The sequence below is a fragment of the Nonomuraea maritima genome, assembly GCF_900100395.1.
Taxonomy (GTDB): Bacteria; Actinomycetota; Actinomycetes; order Streptosporangiales; family Streptosporangiaceae; genus Nonomuraea; species Nonomuraea maritima.
Map to the genome: position 1 here is coordinate 381,637 of NZ_FNFB01000001.1, position 16,064 is coordinate 397,700.

The following is a 16,064-nucleotide window of genomic DNA, read 5'->3' on the forward strand; positions in this document are numbered from 1 at the left end:
AGAGGTCTGCAATGACCGTGTCGCACACCCGGCTGGTCGGGGTGGCCGCCCACCTGCCGGAGACCACGCTGACCACGGCCGAGCTGGAAGACCGGCTCGCCGCGCACAACCCCGACCTGCCGCTGCGCCGCGGGCTCATCCACGACCACAGCGGAGTCCGCCGCCGGCACATCGCCCTTCCCCATGAGAAGCCGTCCGACCTGGCGGCGCAGGCCGCCCGCCGGTTGCTGGAGGACAACGACGTCCAGGCCGCCGACCTCGATCTGATCATCTACGCGGGGGTGTCGTCCGACGCCGTGGAGCCGGCCACCGGGCACATCGTCGCCGCCAAGATCGGCGCCTGCTGCCCGGTGTTCGACATCCGCAACGCCTGCAACAGCGTGCTGAACGCGCTCCAGGTGGCGGATGTCCTGATCACCGGCGGACATCATCGGCGCGTCCTCATCTGCTGCGGTGAACTTCCGACCGCCGGCACACCGTGGACGGTGGCCGGCGACGAGGAGTTCGTCAGGGTGGCCGCGTCCTACACCGTGTCGGACGTCGGCGCGGCGCTGCTGCTGGAGGCCGCCGACGAGCCGGGGGTGCTGGCCCACCGGTTCGCCGCGTACTCCGCCGGGTGGCAGGCGGCGGTGGCGGCGGTCGACAACCTCACCACCGACTTCCTGCCCGACCGGCCGAGCCTCGGGCCGCTCATCGTCGACTCCGGTGAGCTGGTGCGCGGCATCGGCAGCATCGACTACGGAGTCTTCCACAAACCGCTCGCCGACCTCGGCCTGACCTGGGACGACTTCGCGGCCATCTGCGTGCACCAGGCGACGCTGCCGACGCTGTGGTGGTTCTGCGACCAGGTGGGCATACCGCCGGGCAAGGTCGTCGTCACCATCGTCCAGCACGGCAACCTCGTCGCGGCGACCCTGCTCGTCCAGCTGGCGCGGGCGGTCGGCTCGGGACAGGTGAAGCGCGGCGACCTGGTCGCCCTGGTCGGGCTGGCCAGCGGGGCGAGCGCCGGGATCGTGGTCGTACGGTGGTGACGACCTCATGACCACCGAGTCCACCTCACCGACCGGCCAGGAAGCCCACGAACAGCCCGGCGCGCAGACCCGCGAGCAGGTCAGCGTCCGGACCGGCGAGCAGGCCCGCACGCAGGACGGCGAGCAGGTTGACGCGCAGGTCAGCGCGCTCGTCGCGCGGGCCGAGCAGTGGTTCCGTGACCAGCCTGACGTGGTCGCCTGTCAGGTCGGTGGCCGCGCGCCGGCGGCCACCACCTACGGCGAGATGGCGGAGCTGGTGGCCAGGACCGTCGCGGCCCTGCACCGGGCAGGGGTGCGGCCGGGCATGCGTACGGTCCTGCTGGTGCCGCCGGGTCCCGTCCTGGGCGCGCTGGCCCTCGCACTGGTACGGCTCCGCGCCGTGCCGGTGCTGGTCGATCCCGGCCTGCCGTTGGAGGCGATCAGGCGCTGCCTGCGCCGGGCCGCGCCCGAGGCGTTCGTCGCGATCCCCGCCGTGCACCTCGCCAGGAAGCTGCTGGGCTGGGCCCCTGACGTCCAGGTCACGGTCACGGTCCCCTCGCGACGCGCCTGGCCCCCGGCAGGGCAGGCGCCACCCGAGCTGCCGGCCCCCGGCCCCGACGACCTGGCGCTGATCGCATTCACGTCCGGATCCACCGGGCCGCCCAAGGGCGTGCCGTTGCGTCACCGGCACCTGGCCGCGCAGCTCGACCTGCTCGCCCCGCTCGGCACCGTACAACCCGGAACACCGGTGTTGTCGACGTTCGCGCCGTTCGCCCTGGGCGCGGCGGCGTTCGGCGCGACCGTCGTGATGCCGAACATGGACCTCCGGCATCCGGTGCGGACCGACCCCGCCACCCTGGTCGCCGACATCCGGCGCTACCGGGTGGCGGGGATGTTCGCCGCTCCCGCGCTGCTCGACCGCCTGGCCCGGCACTGCGCCGCCCATGGCGTGCTGCTCGACACGCTGGGCGACGTGGTGTCCGCCGGGGCGCCGCTGCCGATGCCGGTGATGGACCGGCTGCGCGGCTGCCTGCGCGACGACGCGCGCGTCCTGTCGGTGTACGGCGCCACCGAGTGCATGCCGGTGGCCGCGATCGAGAGCCGCGAACTGGCCGAGCACGCCCCGGACATCGCCGCCGGGGCGGGCACCTGCCTGGGACGCCCGCTGCCCGGCACCGACGTACGCGTCATCGCCGTCAGCGACGACCCGATCGAATCCTGGAGCGACGACCTGGTGGTGCCGCCCGGCGTGGTCGGCGAGATCGTCGTGGCCGCACCCACCGTCGGCGACCCCTACCTGGACGACCCGGAGGCGACCGCGCTCGCCCGGATCCCCGACGGTGACCGCGTCTGGCACCGGATGGGCGATGCCGGCGCGTTCGACGAGCAGGGCCGGCTGTGGTTCGCGGGCCGCAGGTCGGAACGGGTCAGCGCCGCGGGCGGGGACCTGTACACCGACCGGGTCGAACCCGTCTTCGCCGCCGTGCCGGGGGTGCGCCGTACCGCGCTGGTCGGGGTCGGTCCCACCGGCGAACAGCAGCCCGTCCTCGTCGTGGAGTGCGAGCCCGGCATCAGGAACGTGGCCCGCGTACGGGCCGGAATCCTGGCCACGGCGGCCCGGCATCCGCACACCGCCGCGCTGCGGGAGGTGCTGTTCCATCCCGGGTTTCCCGTCGACGCCCGGCACAACAGCAAGATCCGCAGGCACGAGCTCGCCGCGTGGGCCGCGCGACGCGTCAGGACGGATGGGTGATGCGGGTCCTCGTGACCGGGGGCGGCGGGTTCCTGGGAGAGGCGGTCTGCCGGCGGCTGGCCGCGCGCGGCGACACCGTCCACGCGCTCCAGCGCCGCCGCAGCCCCGCGCTGGCGGCGCTCGGGGTCACCCAGCACCTGGCCGACGTCCGCGACCGCGCGTCCGTCATGGCCGCCGTCGCCGGGTGCGACGCGGTCGTGCACTGCGCCGCCAAGGCCGGCGTCCACGGACGCGAGCATGACTACGCGGAGATCAACGTGGCCGGGACGCGGAACGTGCTGGAGGCGTGCGCCCGCCACGGGGCGCTCCTGGTCCACACGTCCTCGCCGAGCGTCGTCCACGACGGGCGCGACCTGGAGGGGGTGGACGAGTCCGCCCCCTACGCCCGCCGGTTCCTGGCCGCCTATCCGCGTACCAAGGCCGAGGCGGAACGGCTCGTGCTCGGCTGGGCCGCGGCCGGGCGGGTGCCGGCCGTCGTGCTGCGCCCGCATCTGATCTGGGGGCCGGGCGATCCGCACTTCCTGCCGAAGCTGGTGGCCTACCGCCGGCTGCTGTGGCTGCTCGGCGAGCGCGACAAGACCATCGACACCGTCTACATCGACAACGCCGCCGACGCCCACGTGCTCGCCCTCGACCGGTTGGCCGCCGGCTCGCCGCCCGGACGGACGTACTTCATCGCCCAGGGTGAGCCCTGCGGTTTCGGCGAATGGCTCAACCTGCTCCTGGCCGCCGCCGGACGGCCCGCGGTGACCCGCCGGGTGCCGGTCGGGCCCGTCCTGCGGGCGGCCCGGCTGCTGGAGCACGGCCGCCGACTGCCGGGGGCGCGGCGGCTGCCGCCGCTGATGTTCCTGGTGGAGCAGGCCTCGACGGCGCACTGGTTCGACCTCTCCGCGGCCCGCCGCGAGCTCGGCTACCTGCCACGGGTGAGCATGGCGGAGGGCCTGTCCCGCCTCGCCTCCCACCTGTCCGCCCGGAGCGCGCGGTGACCGAATTTCCTGGTTATCCGTTCGTGTCCCGGTGGTTCGCGCACTCGGGGCGGGCCGGGCTGCGTCAGCACTACCTCGACGAAGGCGCCGGGCAACCGGTGCTGTTCCTGCACGGCAACCCCTCCTGGAGCTACCTGTGGCGGCGGCCGGTCCTGGCGCTGCGCGAGGAGTTCCGGTGCATCGCCCCCGACCACATCGGCATGGGCCTGTCGGACAAGCCGGGACCCGACCGCTACCCGTACGACCTGGCCGCCCGCGTGGACGACCTCGACGTCCTGACCGAGCACCTCATCACCGCCGGCGGCGCCCCGGAACGCGGGTGGACGCTCGTCCTGCACGACTGGGGCGGCCCCATCGGGATGGCGTGGGCGCGCCGCCACCCCGACCGCGTCGCCCGCCTGGTCGTGCTGAACACCGCGGCCTTCCCCCACCCGCGCGGCGAGCGCGTGCGGCCCCTGCTACGGCTGCCGCTCCGGGTGCTGCGCGACACCCGGCTCGGAGCCCGCCTGTTCCTGCGCCACAATCTCTTCGCCCGGGGCGCCACCTGGCGTCCGCTGGGCGTGCGGCGCCGGATGCCCGCCGCGGTGCGCTCGGCGTTCCTCGCCCCCTACGACCGGCCCGAGCACCGGGTGGCGATCCAGCGTTTCGTCCACGACATCCCGCTGCGTCCGCGCGACCGGTCGTGGCCCGAGCTGCAGGCGGCGGGCGCGGCGCTGGCGCGGTTCGCCGACCTGCCCGTACTGATCGCCTGGGGGCTGGGCGACCCGGTCTTCGACCGCGCCGTGCTGAACGAGTGGCGGCGGCGGTTCCCCTCGGTCGTGCCGCGGCTGTATCGCGGCGCGGGCCACTACCTGCTGGAGGACGCGCACGACGACCTCGTCCCGGCCATCCGCACGTTCCTGCGCACCTCACCACTTCCCGGCGCCTGACCGGGACGCACCAAGGAGATCCATGTCCGACGAGAAGACGGCCGCGCCCGTGTCCGGCCGCACGGGTTGGGGGAGATTCCTCCTCGCCTTCCTGCCCGCGGCCGTGGTGGCCGCGCTTTTGGTGGGCCTGGTCGGCCAGGGCGGCCTCGCCGCCTCCCTCGCGGTCTCCGGGCACCGCTTCAAGGTGTCCGCGGACGTCCTGGAGGGCAAGGGCTTCGCCCAGTACGGCGACGTCGTCACCACCAGCGGCGGCGAGCGGCACCCGGTCGCGATGTCCGTGATCGACGACGCGACGCTGACCAACCTGTGCCAGTCGGTGCTCATGGACACGCCGGTCGGCAAGGTCACCTTCCTGGTCCAGGCTGGACAGGGCGGAAAACCGGTCAGGGTGCGCAACATGGTGATCGACCTGGCCCAGCTCGACGGCGACGCCGAGTTCACGAACCTGCAGATCGGGCGCGACGCCGCCACGCTGGAGAACGCGACGGGCTCGACCGGCCGGCGCGGCGGCTTCGGCCAGCAGTCCGACACCGTACGGATCACGCGGCTGCGGCAGACGGCGTACGCGGTGAACGCCGGGACGTTCACCCTGACCGGGCTCACGATGACGCTGCGGCGCGGCGCGCACGAGTGCTTCTGACGACATGGGACAACTCATGCGAGACGGTCGCCGGGGCGGCTTCGCGCGGTGGCGCGGCAGCCGTCCCTTCTGGGGCGGTCTGTGGGTGATCGTGGGAGGCGTCGTCCTCGTGGTGGCGCCGCTCGCCTCGCTTCCCCTCATCGTCCAGCAGGGCGTCGCGGGCGTGTCCGGCTCCCTGTTCGGCCTGCTGCTGGTGGCGGTCGGCGTCCTCGCCTGGGCGCAGCCGCGGCAGCGGGTGCTGCTGGGGGTCGTGGCGATGCTGCTGTCGCTGGCGTCCATCGTGACGGCGAACTTCGGCGGTTTCGGCCTGGGCACGGCCTGCGGCCTCGTCGGCGGCGCGCTGCTGCTCGCCTGGCTGCCCGCCGCCGCGCCGGAGCCGTCCGGTGACCGCGAGCCGGCCCCCAGGGCAGAGCGGACGCGCGTCCTGACCGCCTTGCCGCTGGCGGTGGTCGTGGCAACCGGCCCGGCGCCGGGGGTCGGCGCCCGCCACGAGGACCCCGCGACCGCGCCGTCCTCGCTCACCGCCGGCGCGCTCACGATGCGCGGGGCCCGCTTCGGCGGCGTGGTGCACCGCCGCACCGCGGACGGCTCCCGCCCCTACCTCAAGCTCCTCATGGACGAGGCCGTGATCGACGGGGGTACGCACCGGTTCCGCCACTCCGGCGGCACCACCCGGCAGGACCTTCCCCGCATGACCCTGTCAGGCGACGTGGTCCTGTACGTGACCGGCATGCGCGCACGCCTCGCCGGCGTCGCCCTCACGTTCACGCCGGCTCTCCCCCCGCCGGTGCTGCCGTCCCGCCTGACCGTGACCGACGTGCGGCTCTCCGACCCGTTCACCCACGCCGCCCGGGTCCGCATCGACGGCTTCGCCCAGCGGTCGGAGGCGTGACCCTTACGGCACTGTGAAAGCGCTTGCCGCCGCACCCGGTGCCGCCTAACGTGAACCGGGAGATCCGGACGCCGCAGGGCGCCCCCGCACCGCTCCCACGTACCACTCCTTCGCGACGAACAGCGGGAGAGACCCGATGGAGACGAGCGCCACCCGGCCGGACGACGGAACCGTCCCCGCGTTACGGCTGACCGGACTGCACAAGGTCTTCGCCGACAACGTCGCGGTCGACCACGTCGATCTGGTCGTGCCACGAGGATCGTTCTTCGGGCTCGTCGGCCCGAACGGCGCGGGCAAGACCACGGCCCTGTCGATGGCGGTCGGCCTGTTACGCCCCGATTCGGGACGGTCGGAGGTGTTCGGGGTCGACGTCTGGTCCGATCCGGTCCGGGCGAAATCCCTCATGGGCGTGCTGCCCGACGGGCTCGCGATGCCAGAACGGCTGACCGGCCGCGAGCTGCTGACGTTCATCGGCCAGCTGCGCGGCATCCCCGACGACGTGGTGGCCCAGCGGTCGCAGCAGCTGCTCAACGTCATGGAGCTGAACGACGCCGAGCGCACGCTGGTGGCCGACTACTCCACGGGCATGCGCAAGAAGATCGGCCTGGCGACCGCGCTGCTGCACGCGCCCCGGCTGCTCGTGCTCGACGAGCCGTTCGAGGCGGTCGACCCGGTCTCGGCGGCCGCGCTCAAGTCGATCCTGGTGCGGTTCGTCTCCTCGGGCGGTTCCGTGGTGCTCTCCAGCCACGTCATGGCCCTGGTCGAGCAGCTGTGTGACACCGTCGCCGTGATGGCCAAGGGCAAGGTCGTCGCGGCCGGCCCCCTCGGCGACGTCCGCGGCGACAACACGCTGGAGGAGACCTTCGTCCGCCTGGTCGGCGTCGATTCCGGTGACTGGGAGGAGCTGTCGTGGCTCGCGTCCTGATCCGGATGAAGCTGGCGATCCTCCGCCACTCGATGACGGGCGGCAAGGCCGTCTGGATGGTCATCGGCGGCCTGCTCGGGATCGTCCTCGCGATCGCCACGATCTGGCTGAGCCTGGTCGACGGCGTCGGCACGGCCGTGGTGGCCGACCTGCTCGCGGCCACCTATCTCGTGTGGGCGCTCGGCTGGGTCGTCGGGCCGGTGTGGGGCGGCTCCTCGGTGCTGCGGACCGACCACTTCGCGTTGCTGTCCGTGCCGCGCGGACGGCTGGCCGTCGGACTGCTCGGCGCCGCCTTCGTCGGCGTCACCACGGCCGTGACCCTCCTGGCGTTCCTGAGCCTGCTCACGTACGGCGCCCGGCTCGGCGTGCTGCCCGCGCTCGTCGCGGTGCCGGCCGTGGTGCTGCAACTGGTGTTCGTGGTCCTGCTGTCGCGGGTCAGCACGGCGGTGTTCGGCGTCGTCGCGAAGTCGCGGGCCGGCGCCGCGTTCACCGGCGCCCTCATCGCCGGGATGATCGTGCTGGCCCAGTCCGGCTGGATGGTCATCGTCGCGATCCAGGTCTCCGGCGTGCTCTCGACGGGCTTCGGGGCAGGGTTCGCCACCACGGTGCGGGCCGTCCCGTCCGGGTGGGGGCTCGTCGCCGTCGAGGCTGCGGGCCGGGGCGAGTGGGGGTTGGCTCTCGGCGCGCTCGCCGGTCTGGCGCTGGTCATCGTGCTGCTGCTGTTCGGCTGGAGCCGCAGCCTCGGCGCCGCGCGGCGGGCCAGGGTCACCGTACGCGGCACTGCCCATGCGCCTTCGCGCGGCGGGGTGCTGTCCGGGCGCACCGGCACGGTCGTGCGCAAGGAGCTGCGCACCTGGTGGCGCGATCCGCTGCGCACCCAGACGGTGTCCGTCCCCCTGGTGTGGGCGCTGGGCACGGCCCTGCTGCCGCTCACCTTCGGCGAGGTCCTGCTGCTGCCGTGGGCGGCGCCGGCGCTCGCCGTCATGGCGGGCGCGGCCGCGTCCAACCTCTACGGTCAGGACGGCACCGCGCTGTGGATGACCCTGCTCACCGGCAGCGAGAGCGAGGACCTGCGCGGCCGGCAGATCGCGTACCTCATCGTCTTCGGCCCGATCGCGCTCGTCGTGGCGGTGGTCTTCACCCTGTGGAGCGGGCTGCACTGGACCTGGCCGTGGGTGCTGGCGCTGACGCCGGCGATGCTCGGCGGCGCCGCCGGGCTCGGCGCGCTCATCTCCGTGGTGGCGCTCGCGCCGGGCCCCGACGCGCACAAGCGCCCCGACAACCCGCTGGAGCACGGCGACACGACCGGCCAGGCCAACCTCATGTTCTGGGGCGGGCTCATCATGGCGATCCCGCCGGCCGTGGTCCTCATCGTCGGCACCGTCCGGGACGACGTCGTCCTGCTGTGGGCGGCCGTCCCGGTGGGCGTGGTCACGGGCGTCCTGCTGGCGTGGTGGCTCGGCCGGGTGGCGATCGGCCGCCTGCTGGCCCGCGGGCCGGAACTGCTCTTCCTCATGCGCACCGGCCGCAGCGGCAATGCCGTCAAGATCGAGATGCCGAAGCGCGAGGCCTGGCTCGCGGTCGCCTGCTGGACGTTCGGCTCGATCGCGCTCTTCCCGCAGGGCGTCGTGCCGATCGTCTTCATGCTGTCCGGCGTGGACGTGAAGTCGTGGTTCCTGGCCATGTATCTCGACGGCGCGCTCGCGTGGATCGTCGCGGTCGTCATGGTGCTGTTCGGCTCCTGGCTCTACTACGTGGCCGTACGGCTCTCCGCCAAGAAGCCGGCCGCCGAACCCGTCAGCTGAGCCGCCCGATCAGAAACCCCTATGGATTTGTGACGCCAACTACTATGCGAGACCTACTAGTTGGCGTTACCTTGATGCCATGACAGATGTGACGGCGAGGCGTACGCAGTGGCTGCGCGGCGTGCTCGACCTGTCCGTGCTGGCCCTGCTGGCCGAGAACGGCGAGAGCTACGGCTACGCGCTCCTGCAGCACCTCGAGCAGGCGGGGCTGCCCGACATGAAGGCCGGCACCCTCTACCCGCTGCTCAACCGCCTCGCCACCGACGGCCTGCTGAGGGCCGAGTGGCGAGCCGGCGACGGCGGACCAGGCAGGAAGTTCTTCGCGCTCACGGACGAGGGTCGCGCGGCGCTCGCGGCCATGGGTCCGGAGTGGGTGGCGTTCGCGCGGACCGCGATCGCCGTGGTGCAACGCGGAATGGACACGAGATGAGGAAGGCCATGACCGAGCTGGACCAGAAGTACCGCAACGAGCTCATGCTGGCGCTCCGGCTGCACGACATCTCCGGCGAGCGGGTCGGCGAGGTGCTCGCGGAGGTCGAGTCGCACGTCCAGGAGACCGGCGAGGACCCGAGAGCGGCGTTCGGCAGCCCCAAGGAGTACGCGGCGAAGGTCGTCGCCCAGCTCGACACCAGGTCGGGCAAGCCCGCGCCGGTGCCGGACACGCTGGGGAAGCTGGCCGTCGGGGTGCTCTCCTTCACCGGGACCATGGCGCTCATACGCGGGCTGCTGAGCGACGGCGCCGTCCCGGTCACCGTGGTGGACGTCGTCACGGCGGTCGCCTTCGTCCTCTTGATGACCGCCACGGTCTTCCTGATCTTCCGGGCGACCACGGCCGTGGCGGGCGCAGGAACGTACCGGGTGCTCGCCGTGATCCTCGCGGTGACCGCGATCGCGGCCCTCGTCATCGGGATGGCGCTCAAGGACGACGTGAGCCCGCTCGCCGAGATGCCGCCGGCGCTCGTGATCGGCTACGGCGTCGCGGCGCTGGCAGGGGGCGTGGCGCTGGTGGTGCGCGCCATCAGGAGGGGCTGGATCGTCTCGCCGCGGTGACCATCGCGGCAGATGCCGCGCCTGAACTCGCTCGGAGCAAGCGCCCATGAGGCGGCGACGCGCCGCGGCTGAGGTCGGCCGGAGCAGACGCCTTGGTTCACGGACGACGCGCCGCGGCTAAGGTCGGGCGGAGCAAGCGCCTTCGGAGAAGGTGGGGTTCATGCGCGCGCTGACCGTCTTCCTGTCCACCCTCGCCCTCGTCACGGCCGACGCCGCGCCCTCCGGCGCGGCGTCCGGACGGGCCGCGTCCGTCCCCGACGTGGTCTACCACCGCGCCGACTTCACCTCGGGCACAGCGGAGGGCACGACGGAGGGCACGGCCGAGGGCACGGCGTCCGACGACGGCCTGTTGTTCGGCACGGCGGCGGGCACCGTCTCCCACGAGGACCGGACCTGGGAGTACGCGAGGTGGACCGCCCCCGAGCGGCGCATCGGCTTCCCCGCGACGGAGCTGATCGCCTCCTGGACCGCCGACCTCCCCCAGGGCAGCTGGATGCAGGTCGAGCTCCGCGGCCGGAACGCGCACGGCCTGACCGCCTGGTACTCGATGGGCCGCTGGGCGTACGCCGAGGGCGACATCCTGCGCACCTCGGTACCCGGCCAGCAGGATGCCGACGCCAAGGTCAAGGTCGACACCCTGGTCGCGGCGACCGGCAGGCGGCTGCGCGCCTACCAGCTGCGCCTGACGCTCTACCGCAGGCCGGGCTCGCCGGTGACGCCGCGGGTCCGCACGGCCGGCGTGATGGCCTCGCGCGTGCCGCGGCGCGCGTCGGTGCCGGTCAGCCCCACCGGCGGCGCCTGGGGGGTCGAGCTGCCCGTGCCGCGCCGCTCGCAGAACGTCCACCGGGGCCACTACCCGGAATGGAACGGCGGCGGCGAGGCGTGGTGCAGCCCGACCTCGACCACCATGGTGCTGGGCTACTGGGGGCGGTGGCCGAGCGAGCAGGAGACCTCATGGGTCACCCCTTCCGACCCCGACCCCGAGGTCGACCACGCCGCCCGCCACACCTACGACCACGCCTACAAAGGCACCGGGAACTGGGTGTTCAACACCGCCTACGCCGGCCGGTACGGCATGCACGCGTTCGTCACCCGGCTGCGGTCGCTGACCGAGCTCGAACGGCTCATCGCGGCCGGCATCCCCGTCATCACCTCGCAGTCGTTCACGAAGAAGGAGCTGCCCGGCGCCGGCTACGGCACCCAGGGCCACCTCATGGTCGTGGTCGGCTTCACCGAACAGGGCGACGTCGTCGCCAACGATCCGGCCTCGTCGGGCAACGACGCGGTCCGGCGCGTCTACCCGCGCGCCGCCTTCGAGAAGGTGTGGCTGCGCAGCTCCAGCAGCGGCGGCGTCGCGTACGTCATCCACCCGCCCCGCCACCCGTTGCCCGCCACGACTCCCGGCCTGCCGCCTAACTGGTGAGACCCGGAACCTGGTGAGAACTCGCGGAAACCGCGACGCCCGGCGCGCACCCTGCGTACGCTGACAACCGGAAACCGCGGGGGCTCCCGCGGTTTCCCCTGCTGTACGCGCCGATCGGGGGGTCGTCCGGCGCAGCCGGCTCGTCTGCCGTGCCGGGCTGCGGCCGTGCGCGGCGCCCCGGCCGCCGCGGCCGACCACTTTCACCGCCGTGGAGCGCCCGATGAGCGAGGACGAGTCTGCGACGTTCGAGAGAACCCGGCCGGCGCGCTCCCCGTGGAACGGTCCGCCGTTGCTGCTGGCGTCGGAGGGCGCACGCGTCGTGGTGGCGGGCACGGGCGCCCACGCGCCCGACTCGCGCCTGCCGAGGGTCGCCGCCGTCCGGGCGACCGTCACCGATCTCGGCCGTTGCCTGGTGGAACGGGCCGGGCTGCCCGCGTCCGGGCTGAGCGTGCTCCTCGACCCGGCGGCCCCCGCCGACCTGTCGGAGGCGCTGGAACGGGCGGCGCGCGAAGCCACGAGCGTGCTGATGTTCCACTATGTCGGGCACGGCGTGTTCGGCCCTGACCACGAGCTCTACCTGGCGACGCACGCCACGACCGATCTCGGGCAGGGCCCGCCCGGCCGGCAGGCGCTGCCGTACGCCACCGCGCGCCAGATCCTCGCCTCGTCGTCGGCCGAGCACGTCGTCATGGTGCTCGACTGCTGCTTCACCGGCGGCGGCCGGCCCATCCCCGTCCGCGCCGTCGACCGGGTCTTCCACGCCGCCTGGCCCGGCGCGTACGTGCTGGCCTCCTCCAGCAGGGAGGCCAACTCATGGGCGCTGCCCGGCGTCCAGCACACCGCGCTCACCGGGGCCCTGCTGCGGCTGCTCGCCGAGGGCGACCCGGCGGGGCCGGAGGCGTTCACGCTCGATCACCTGCACCACCACCTGGCCCGCGCGCTGCCGGCGGCCGGGTTCCCGCGCCCGCGCCGCCTGGCGGGCGACCCCGACGGCCTGCCGCCGCTCGCGTCCAACCCCGCCCAGGCGGGGCCGCGCAGGCGGCGGAACCCGCCCAGCTCCTCCCCCGGCGACCGCAACAGCCCGTACCGCGGGCTGGCGGCGTACGAGCCGGAGCACGCCGGGCTGTTCTTCGGTCGCGAGGAGCCCGCCAGGGCGCTGGCCACGCGCGTGCGGCGGGCGCTCCGCGACGCCGCGCCCCCGGTGGTGACCAGGCAGGAGCAGAGCGGCGGCCCCATCCTCGTGACCGGACCTTCGGGCTGCGGGAAGTCGTCGCTGCTGCGGGCCGGGCTGATCCCCGCGCTGCGCGACGGCCGCGGCCAGGAGCCGCCGCGCGCCCTGCTCACCCCGGGCGCGCGACCGTTGACCGCGCTGGCCCGCGCGATCGCCGCGTCCGGCGACGGCGACCCCGAGCGGCTGCGGACGGTCATGGAGTCCGACCCCGGCTCGGCCCGCCGCTGGCTGCCCGGCCCGATGCTGCTGGTCGTCGACCAGTTCGAGGAGGTCTTCACCGCCTGCTCGGAGGAGGCCGAGCGGCGGCGCTTCGCCGAGACGCTCGCCGAGCTGTCGCGGTCGGCGGCCGTGGTGATCGCCGTGCGCGGCGACTTCTACGGCCACTGCGCGGCCTACCCCGGCCTGCTGGAGGCGGTGCGCGAGCCGGAGGTCGTCGCGCCGATGACCGAGGCCGAGCTGCGCCGGGCGATCGAGGAGCCCGCGACCCGTTCCGGGCTGTCCGTCGAGCCCGGGCTCACCGACCTCATCCTCGAGGACCTGCGCGCCCTGCGCGGCGCCGACGACCTGCTCGCGCTGCTGTCGCACGCGCTGCTCGCGACCTGGCGGCGCCGTACGGGCGGCGTGCTCACCATGGCCGGTTACCGGTCGGCCGGCGGGGTCGCGCGGGCGGTCGCGATGAGCGGGGAGGAGGCGCTGCGGCGGCTCGGCCCCGAGTACGAACCGGTGGCGCGGTCCCTGCTGGTGCGGCTGGTGCACGTGGACGCGCGCGGCAGCGGCTCGCGGCGCCGGGTCCCGCTGGCCGATCTGAGGGCGGGCAAGAACTCCGTCGAGGGGCAGGTGCTGGCGGAGTTCGTCCGGGCGCGGCTGGTGACCGTCGACGGCGACGAGGCGCAGATCGCCCACGAGGCGCTGCTGCGCGCCTGGCCCCGGCTCGGCGGCTGGGCCGAGACCGGCCGGGCCGCGCTGCTCGTCCGCGGCCGCCTCGCCGAGGACGCGGAGCTGTGGCAGCGGGAGAGCCGCGACCCGGCGTACCTGTACTCGGGTGACCGCCTGGCGACCGTCCAGGCCGTCGTGGGCGAGCCGGCGGGCCGCCCGGGGCGCGACGGCGGTGGGATCAGCGCGGTGGAGCGGGAGTTCCTGGACGCCTCGCGGGTGCGCAGGCACCGGCGTTCGCGCACGGCGCGGGGCGTGATCGCCGCGCTCGCCACGCTCGCGCTGCTGACGGCGGCGGGCGCGGTCGGGGCGCTGGTGCAGGGCAGGCAGGCGATGGGCCGGGCGGCCGCGGCCGCCGCCGAGCGCGACCAGGCGCTCTCCCGCCAGGTGGCCGCCGCGGCGAGCACCGCGCGCGACACCTCGCTCGGGGCGCAGCTCGCCCTGGCCGCCTACCGCCTGTCGGCCACGCCGCAGGCGCGCGGAGCGCTGCTCGGCGCGCTCTCCCGCCCGGTCGGCGCCCGGCTGGTCGGGCACACCGCGCCGGTGCGGCGGGTGGCCTACCGGGGCGACGGCCGCGTCGCCGTCACCGTCTCCGCCGACTCGACCGCCCGCCTGTGGGACGTCGCCGACGTGCTGCGTCCGAAGGCGCTCGGCGTGGTTCACGGGCACACCGCGGGCGTGGTCGCGGCGGCGTTCGACCCTGACGGGCGGGTGCTCGCGACCGGGTCGGCCGACGGCACGGCCCGCCTCTGGGACGTCTCCGACGCCGCCGCGCCGCGCGCCCTTTCCACGCTGAAGGGGAACAAGGACGAGGTCGCCTCGGTGTCGTTCAGCCCTGACGGCGACACCCTCGCGACCGCGTCACTCGACGGGTCGATGCGGCTGTGGGACGTCTCCGCGCCTGCCCGCGCCCGCGAGGTCTCCGTCCGCGCCCAGCCGTCCGGCCTCGCCAGGGCCGCCTTCAGTCCCGAGGGCAGCATGGTCGCGCTCACGTCCGCCGCCGGCACCGTCACGCTCCTCGACGTACGAACCCCCGCCGCGCCAGAGAGCCTGGCGGTGCTGACCTCCGGCCAGGGCGGCGTGCGCGGCGTCGCGTTCGCGCCCGACGGGCGGCACCTCGCCACCTCCTCCGGCACGGGGGCCGTCGAACTGTGGGACGTCACCGCGGCCAGGCTCGTCGGCACGGCGCGCGGGCCAGACGGCTCCGTGGACGACATCGCCTTCAGCCCCGACGGCGACATGCTGGCCGGCGCCTCCGCCGACGCCACGGTGAGTCTGTGGAACGTCACCGACCCCGGCGCGCCCGAACTCGTCACGTCGCTGGCCGGTTTCCCCGACGCCGTGACGGGGGTGGCGTTCAGCCCCGACGGCCGGCACCTGGCCACGTCGTCCGCCGACGGCGTCTCCCGCCTCTGGGACGCCGCCGACACCGCCCGGGTCACCCCGCGCGCCCGGCTGGCCGGGCACACCGGCCCGGTGGGCGGCCTCGCGATCGACAGGGCCGGCCGCGTCGTCGCGACCGCCTCCGACGACAGGACCGTACGCCTCTGGGACGTCTCCGACCCCGCGGTGAGCAGGCCGCTGTCGGTGCTCAGCGGGCACACCGGCCAGGTCACCGCGGCCGCGTTCAGCCCCGACGGCAGCCGGCTCGTCACCGTCTCCCTCGACCGCACCGGCCGCGTCTGGGACGTGTCCGACCCGGCGGCCCCGAGACACCTCGGCACGCTGACCGGGCACACCGGCGGCGTGCGCACGGTCGCCTACAGCGGCGACGGGCGGCTGGTCGTGACCACCGGCCGCGACGGCAGGACCCTGCTGTGGAACGTCTCCGACCCGGCCGCGCCGCAGCGGGTGGCCGCGCCGGGCCCGGCCGACGCGCGGGTCAGCGCGGCGGTGTTCCGCCCCGACGGCAAGGTGCTCGCCGTCGGCTCGGGCACCTCGTCCGTACGGCTGTGGGACGTCTCCGACCCGGCCGAGCCGCGCGCGCTCAGCGGGTTCGCGGCGCACACGGGCGGCGTCACCGACCTGGGCTTCGCCCGCGACGGCAGGAGCCTGGCCACCACCGCGTCCGACGGCGGCGTCCGGCTGTGGGACGTCAGCCGCCCGCGCGCCCCGAAGCGGCTGGTGGACCTTCCCGGGCACTCCGCGGACGTCTCCGCCGTCGCCTTCGCCGCCGACGGCCGTTCGCTCGTCACGGCCTCGCGCGACATGTCCATGCGGGTGTGGGACGTGGCCGTCCCGTCCCGTCCGGCGCTCTGGGCCGTCTTGTCCGGGCGTGACGTGCAGCGCGACGTGGAGTTCGGCCCCGACGGCACGTTCCTGGTGAGCGCGTCGGGCACGGCCGCGCAGCTGTGGGGGCTGAACGTCGAGCAGGCGAGCGCGCACGTGTGCGAGGCGTCCGGCCCGCCGATCACGCGCGACGAATGGTCCAGGTACGTGCCCGGACGTCCGTACGCGCCTCCGTGCGCGGCGGCGAACTGAGGGCGG

12 protein-coding genes are annotated in these 16,064 nt (G+C 74.5%); all 12 read left to right on the forward strand.

All coding sequences use genetic code 11. The features are described 5' to 3' along the window. Positions 1-11 precede the first annotated feature (11 nt). The 12 genes from BLR04_RS01845 to BLR04_RS01900 all read left to right on the forward strand — a co-directional run bounded on the left by BLR04_RS01845 (position 12) and on the right by BLR04_RS01900 (position 16,058). Positions 12-1,031 (forward strand): 3-oxoacyl-ACP synthase III family protein, encoded by a 1,020-nt coding sequence (locus BLR04_RS01845; protein ID WP_090758842.1) that lies wholly within the window; start codon positions 12-14, stop codon positions 1,029-1,031. 7 nt (positions 1,032-1,038) lie between these two features. Further along, on the forward strand, positions 1,039-2,763 hold the full coding sequence (locus BLR04_RS01850; protein ID WP_090758844.1) for a fatty acid CoA ligase family protein: 1,725 nt from the start codon (positions 1,039-1,041) through the stop codon (positions 2,761-2,763). Next, positions 2,763-3,749: an NAD-dependent epimerase/dehydratase family protein gene (locus BLR04_RS01855; protein WP_090759509.1), complete on the forward strand. Its 987-nt coding sequence runs from the start codon at positions 2,763-2,765 to the stop codon at positions 3,747-3,749. Before BLR04_RS01850 ends, BLR04_RS01855 begins: the two co-directional genes overlap by 1 nt. Next, entirely contained in the window at positions 3,746-4,678 is a 933-nt protein-coding gene (locus BLR04_RS01860) for an alpha/beta fold hydrolase (RefSeq protein ID WP_218128688.1), read from the forward strand. Before BLR04_RS01855 ends, BLR04_RS01860 begins: the two co-directional genes overlap by 4 nt. A 22-nt stretch (positions 4,679-4,700) precedes the next feature. Then, the gene (locus BLR04_RS01865) at positions 4,701-5,318 is read left to right on the forward strand and encodes a DUF6230 family protein (RefSeq protein ID WP_090758846.1); all 618 of its coding nucleotides are present in this window, start codon (positions 4,701-4,703) and stop codon (positions 5,316-5,318) included. A 16-nt stretch (positions 5,319-5,334) separates the two neighbouring features. After that, positions 5,335-6,210 (forward strand): DUF6114 domain-containing protein, encoded by an 876-nt coding sequence (locus tag BLR04_RS01870; RefSeq protein WP_245739964.1) that lies wholly within the window; start codon positions 5,335-5,337, stop codon positions 6,208-6,210. 136 nt (positions 6,211-6,346) lie between these two features. Next, a complete protein-coding gene (locus BLR04_RS01875) occupies positions 6,347-7,135 on the forward strand; it encodes an ABC transporter ATP-binding protein (RefSeq protein ID WP_090758849.1) in 789 nt (262 codons plus the stop codon). Further along, complete coding sequence (locus BLR04_RS01880; protein ID WP_090758851.1) at positions 7,120-8,940, forward strand: hypothetical protein; 1,821 nt, start codon at positions 7,120-7,122, stop codon at positions 8,938-8,940. The genes BLR04_RS01875 and BLR04_RS01880 overlap by 16 nt, the downstream gene beginning before the upstream one ends. A 79-nt stretch (positions 8,941-9,019) precedes the next feature. Beyond that, entirely contained in the window at positions 9,020-9,370 is a 351-nt protein-coding gene (locus BLR04_RS01885) for a PadR family transcriptional regulator (RefSeq protein ID WP_090758852.1), read from the forward strand. A gap of 8 nt (positions 9,371-9,378) precedes the next feature. After that, positions 9,379-9,990: an HAAS signaling domain-containing protein gene (locus tag BLR04_RS01890; RefSeq protein WP_090758854.1), complete on the forward strand. Its 612-nt coding sequence runs from the start codon at positions 9,379-9,381 to the stop codon at positions 9,988-9,990. A gap of 160 nt (positions 9,991-10,150) precedes the next feature. Beyond that, the gene (locus BLR04_RS01895) at positions 10,151-11,413 is read left to right on the forward strand and encodes a peptidase C39 family protein (protein ID WP_090759512.1); all 1,263 of its coding nucleotides are present in this window, start codon (positions 10,151-10,153) and stop codon (positions 11,411-11,413) included. A gap of 220 nt (positions 11,414-11,633) precedes the next feature. After that, entirely contained in the window at positions 11,634-16,058 is a 4,425-nt protein-coding gene (locus BLR04_RS01900) for a caspase, EACC1-associated type (protein ID WP_090758857.1), read from the forward strand. Positions 16,059-16,064: the final 6 nt, after the last annotated feature.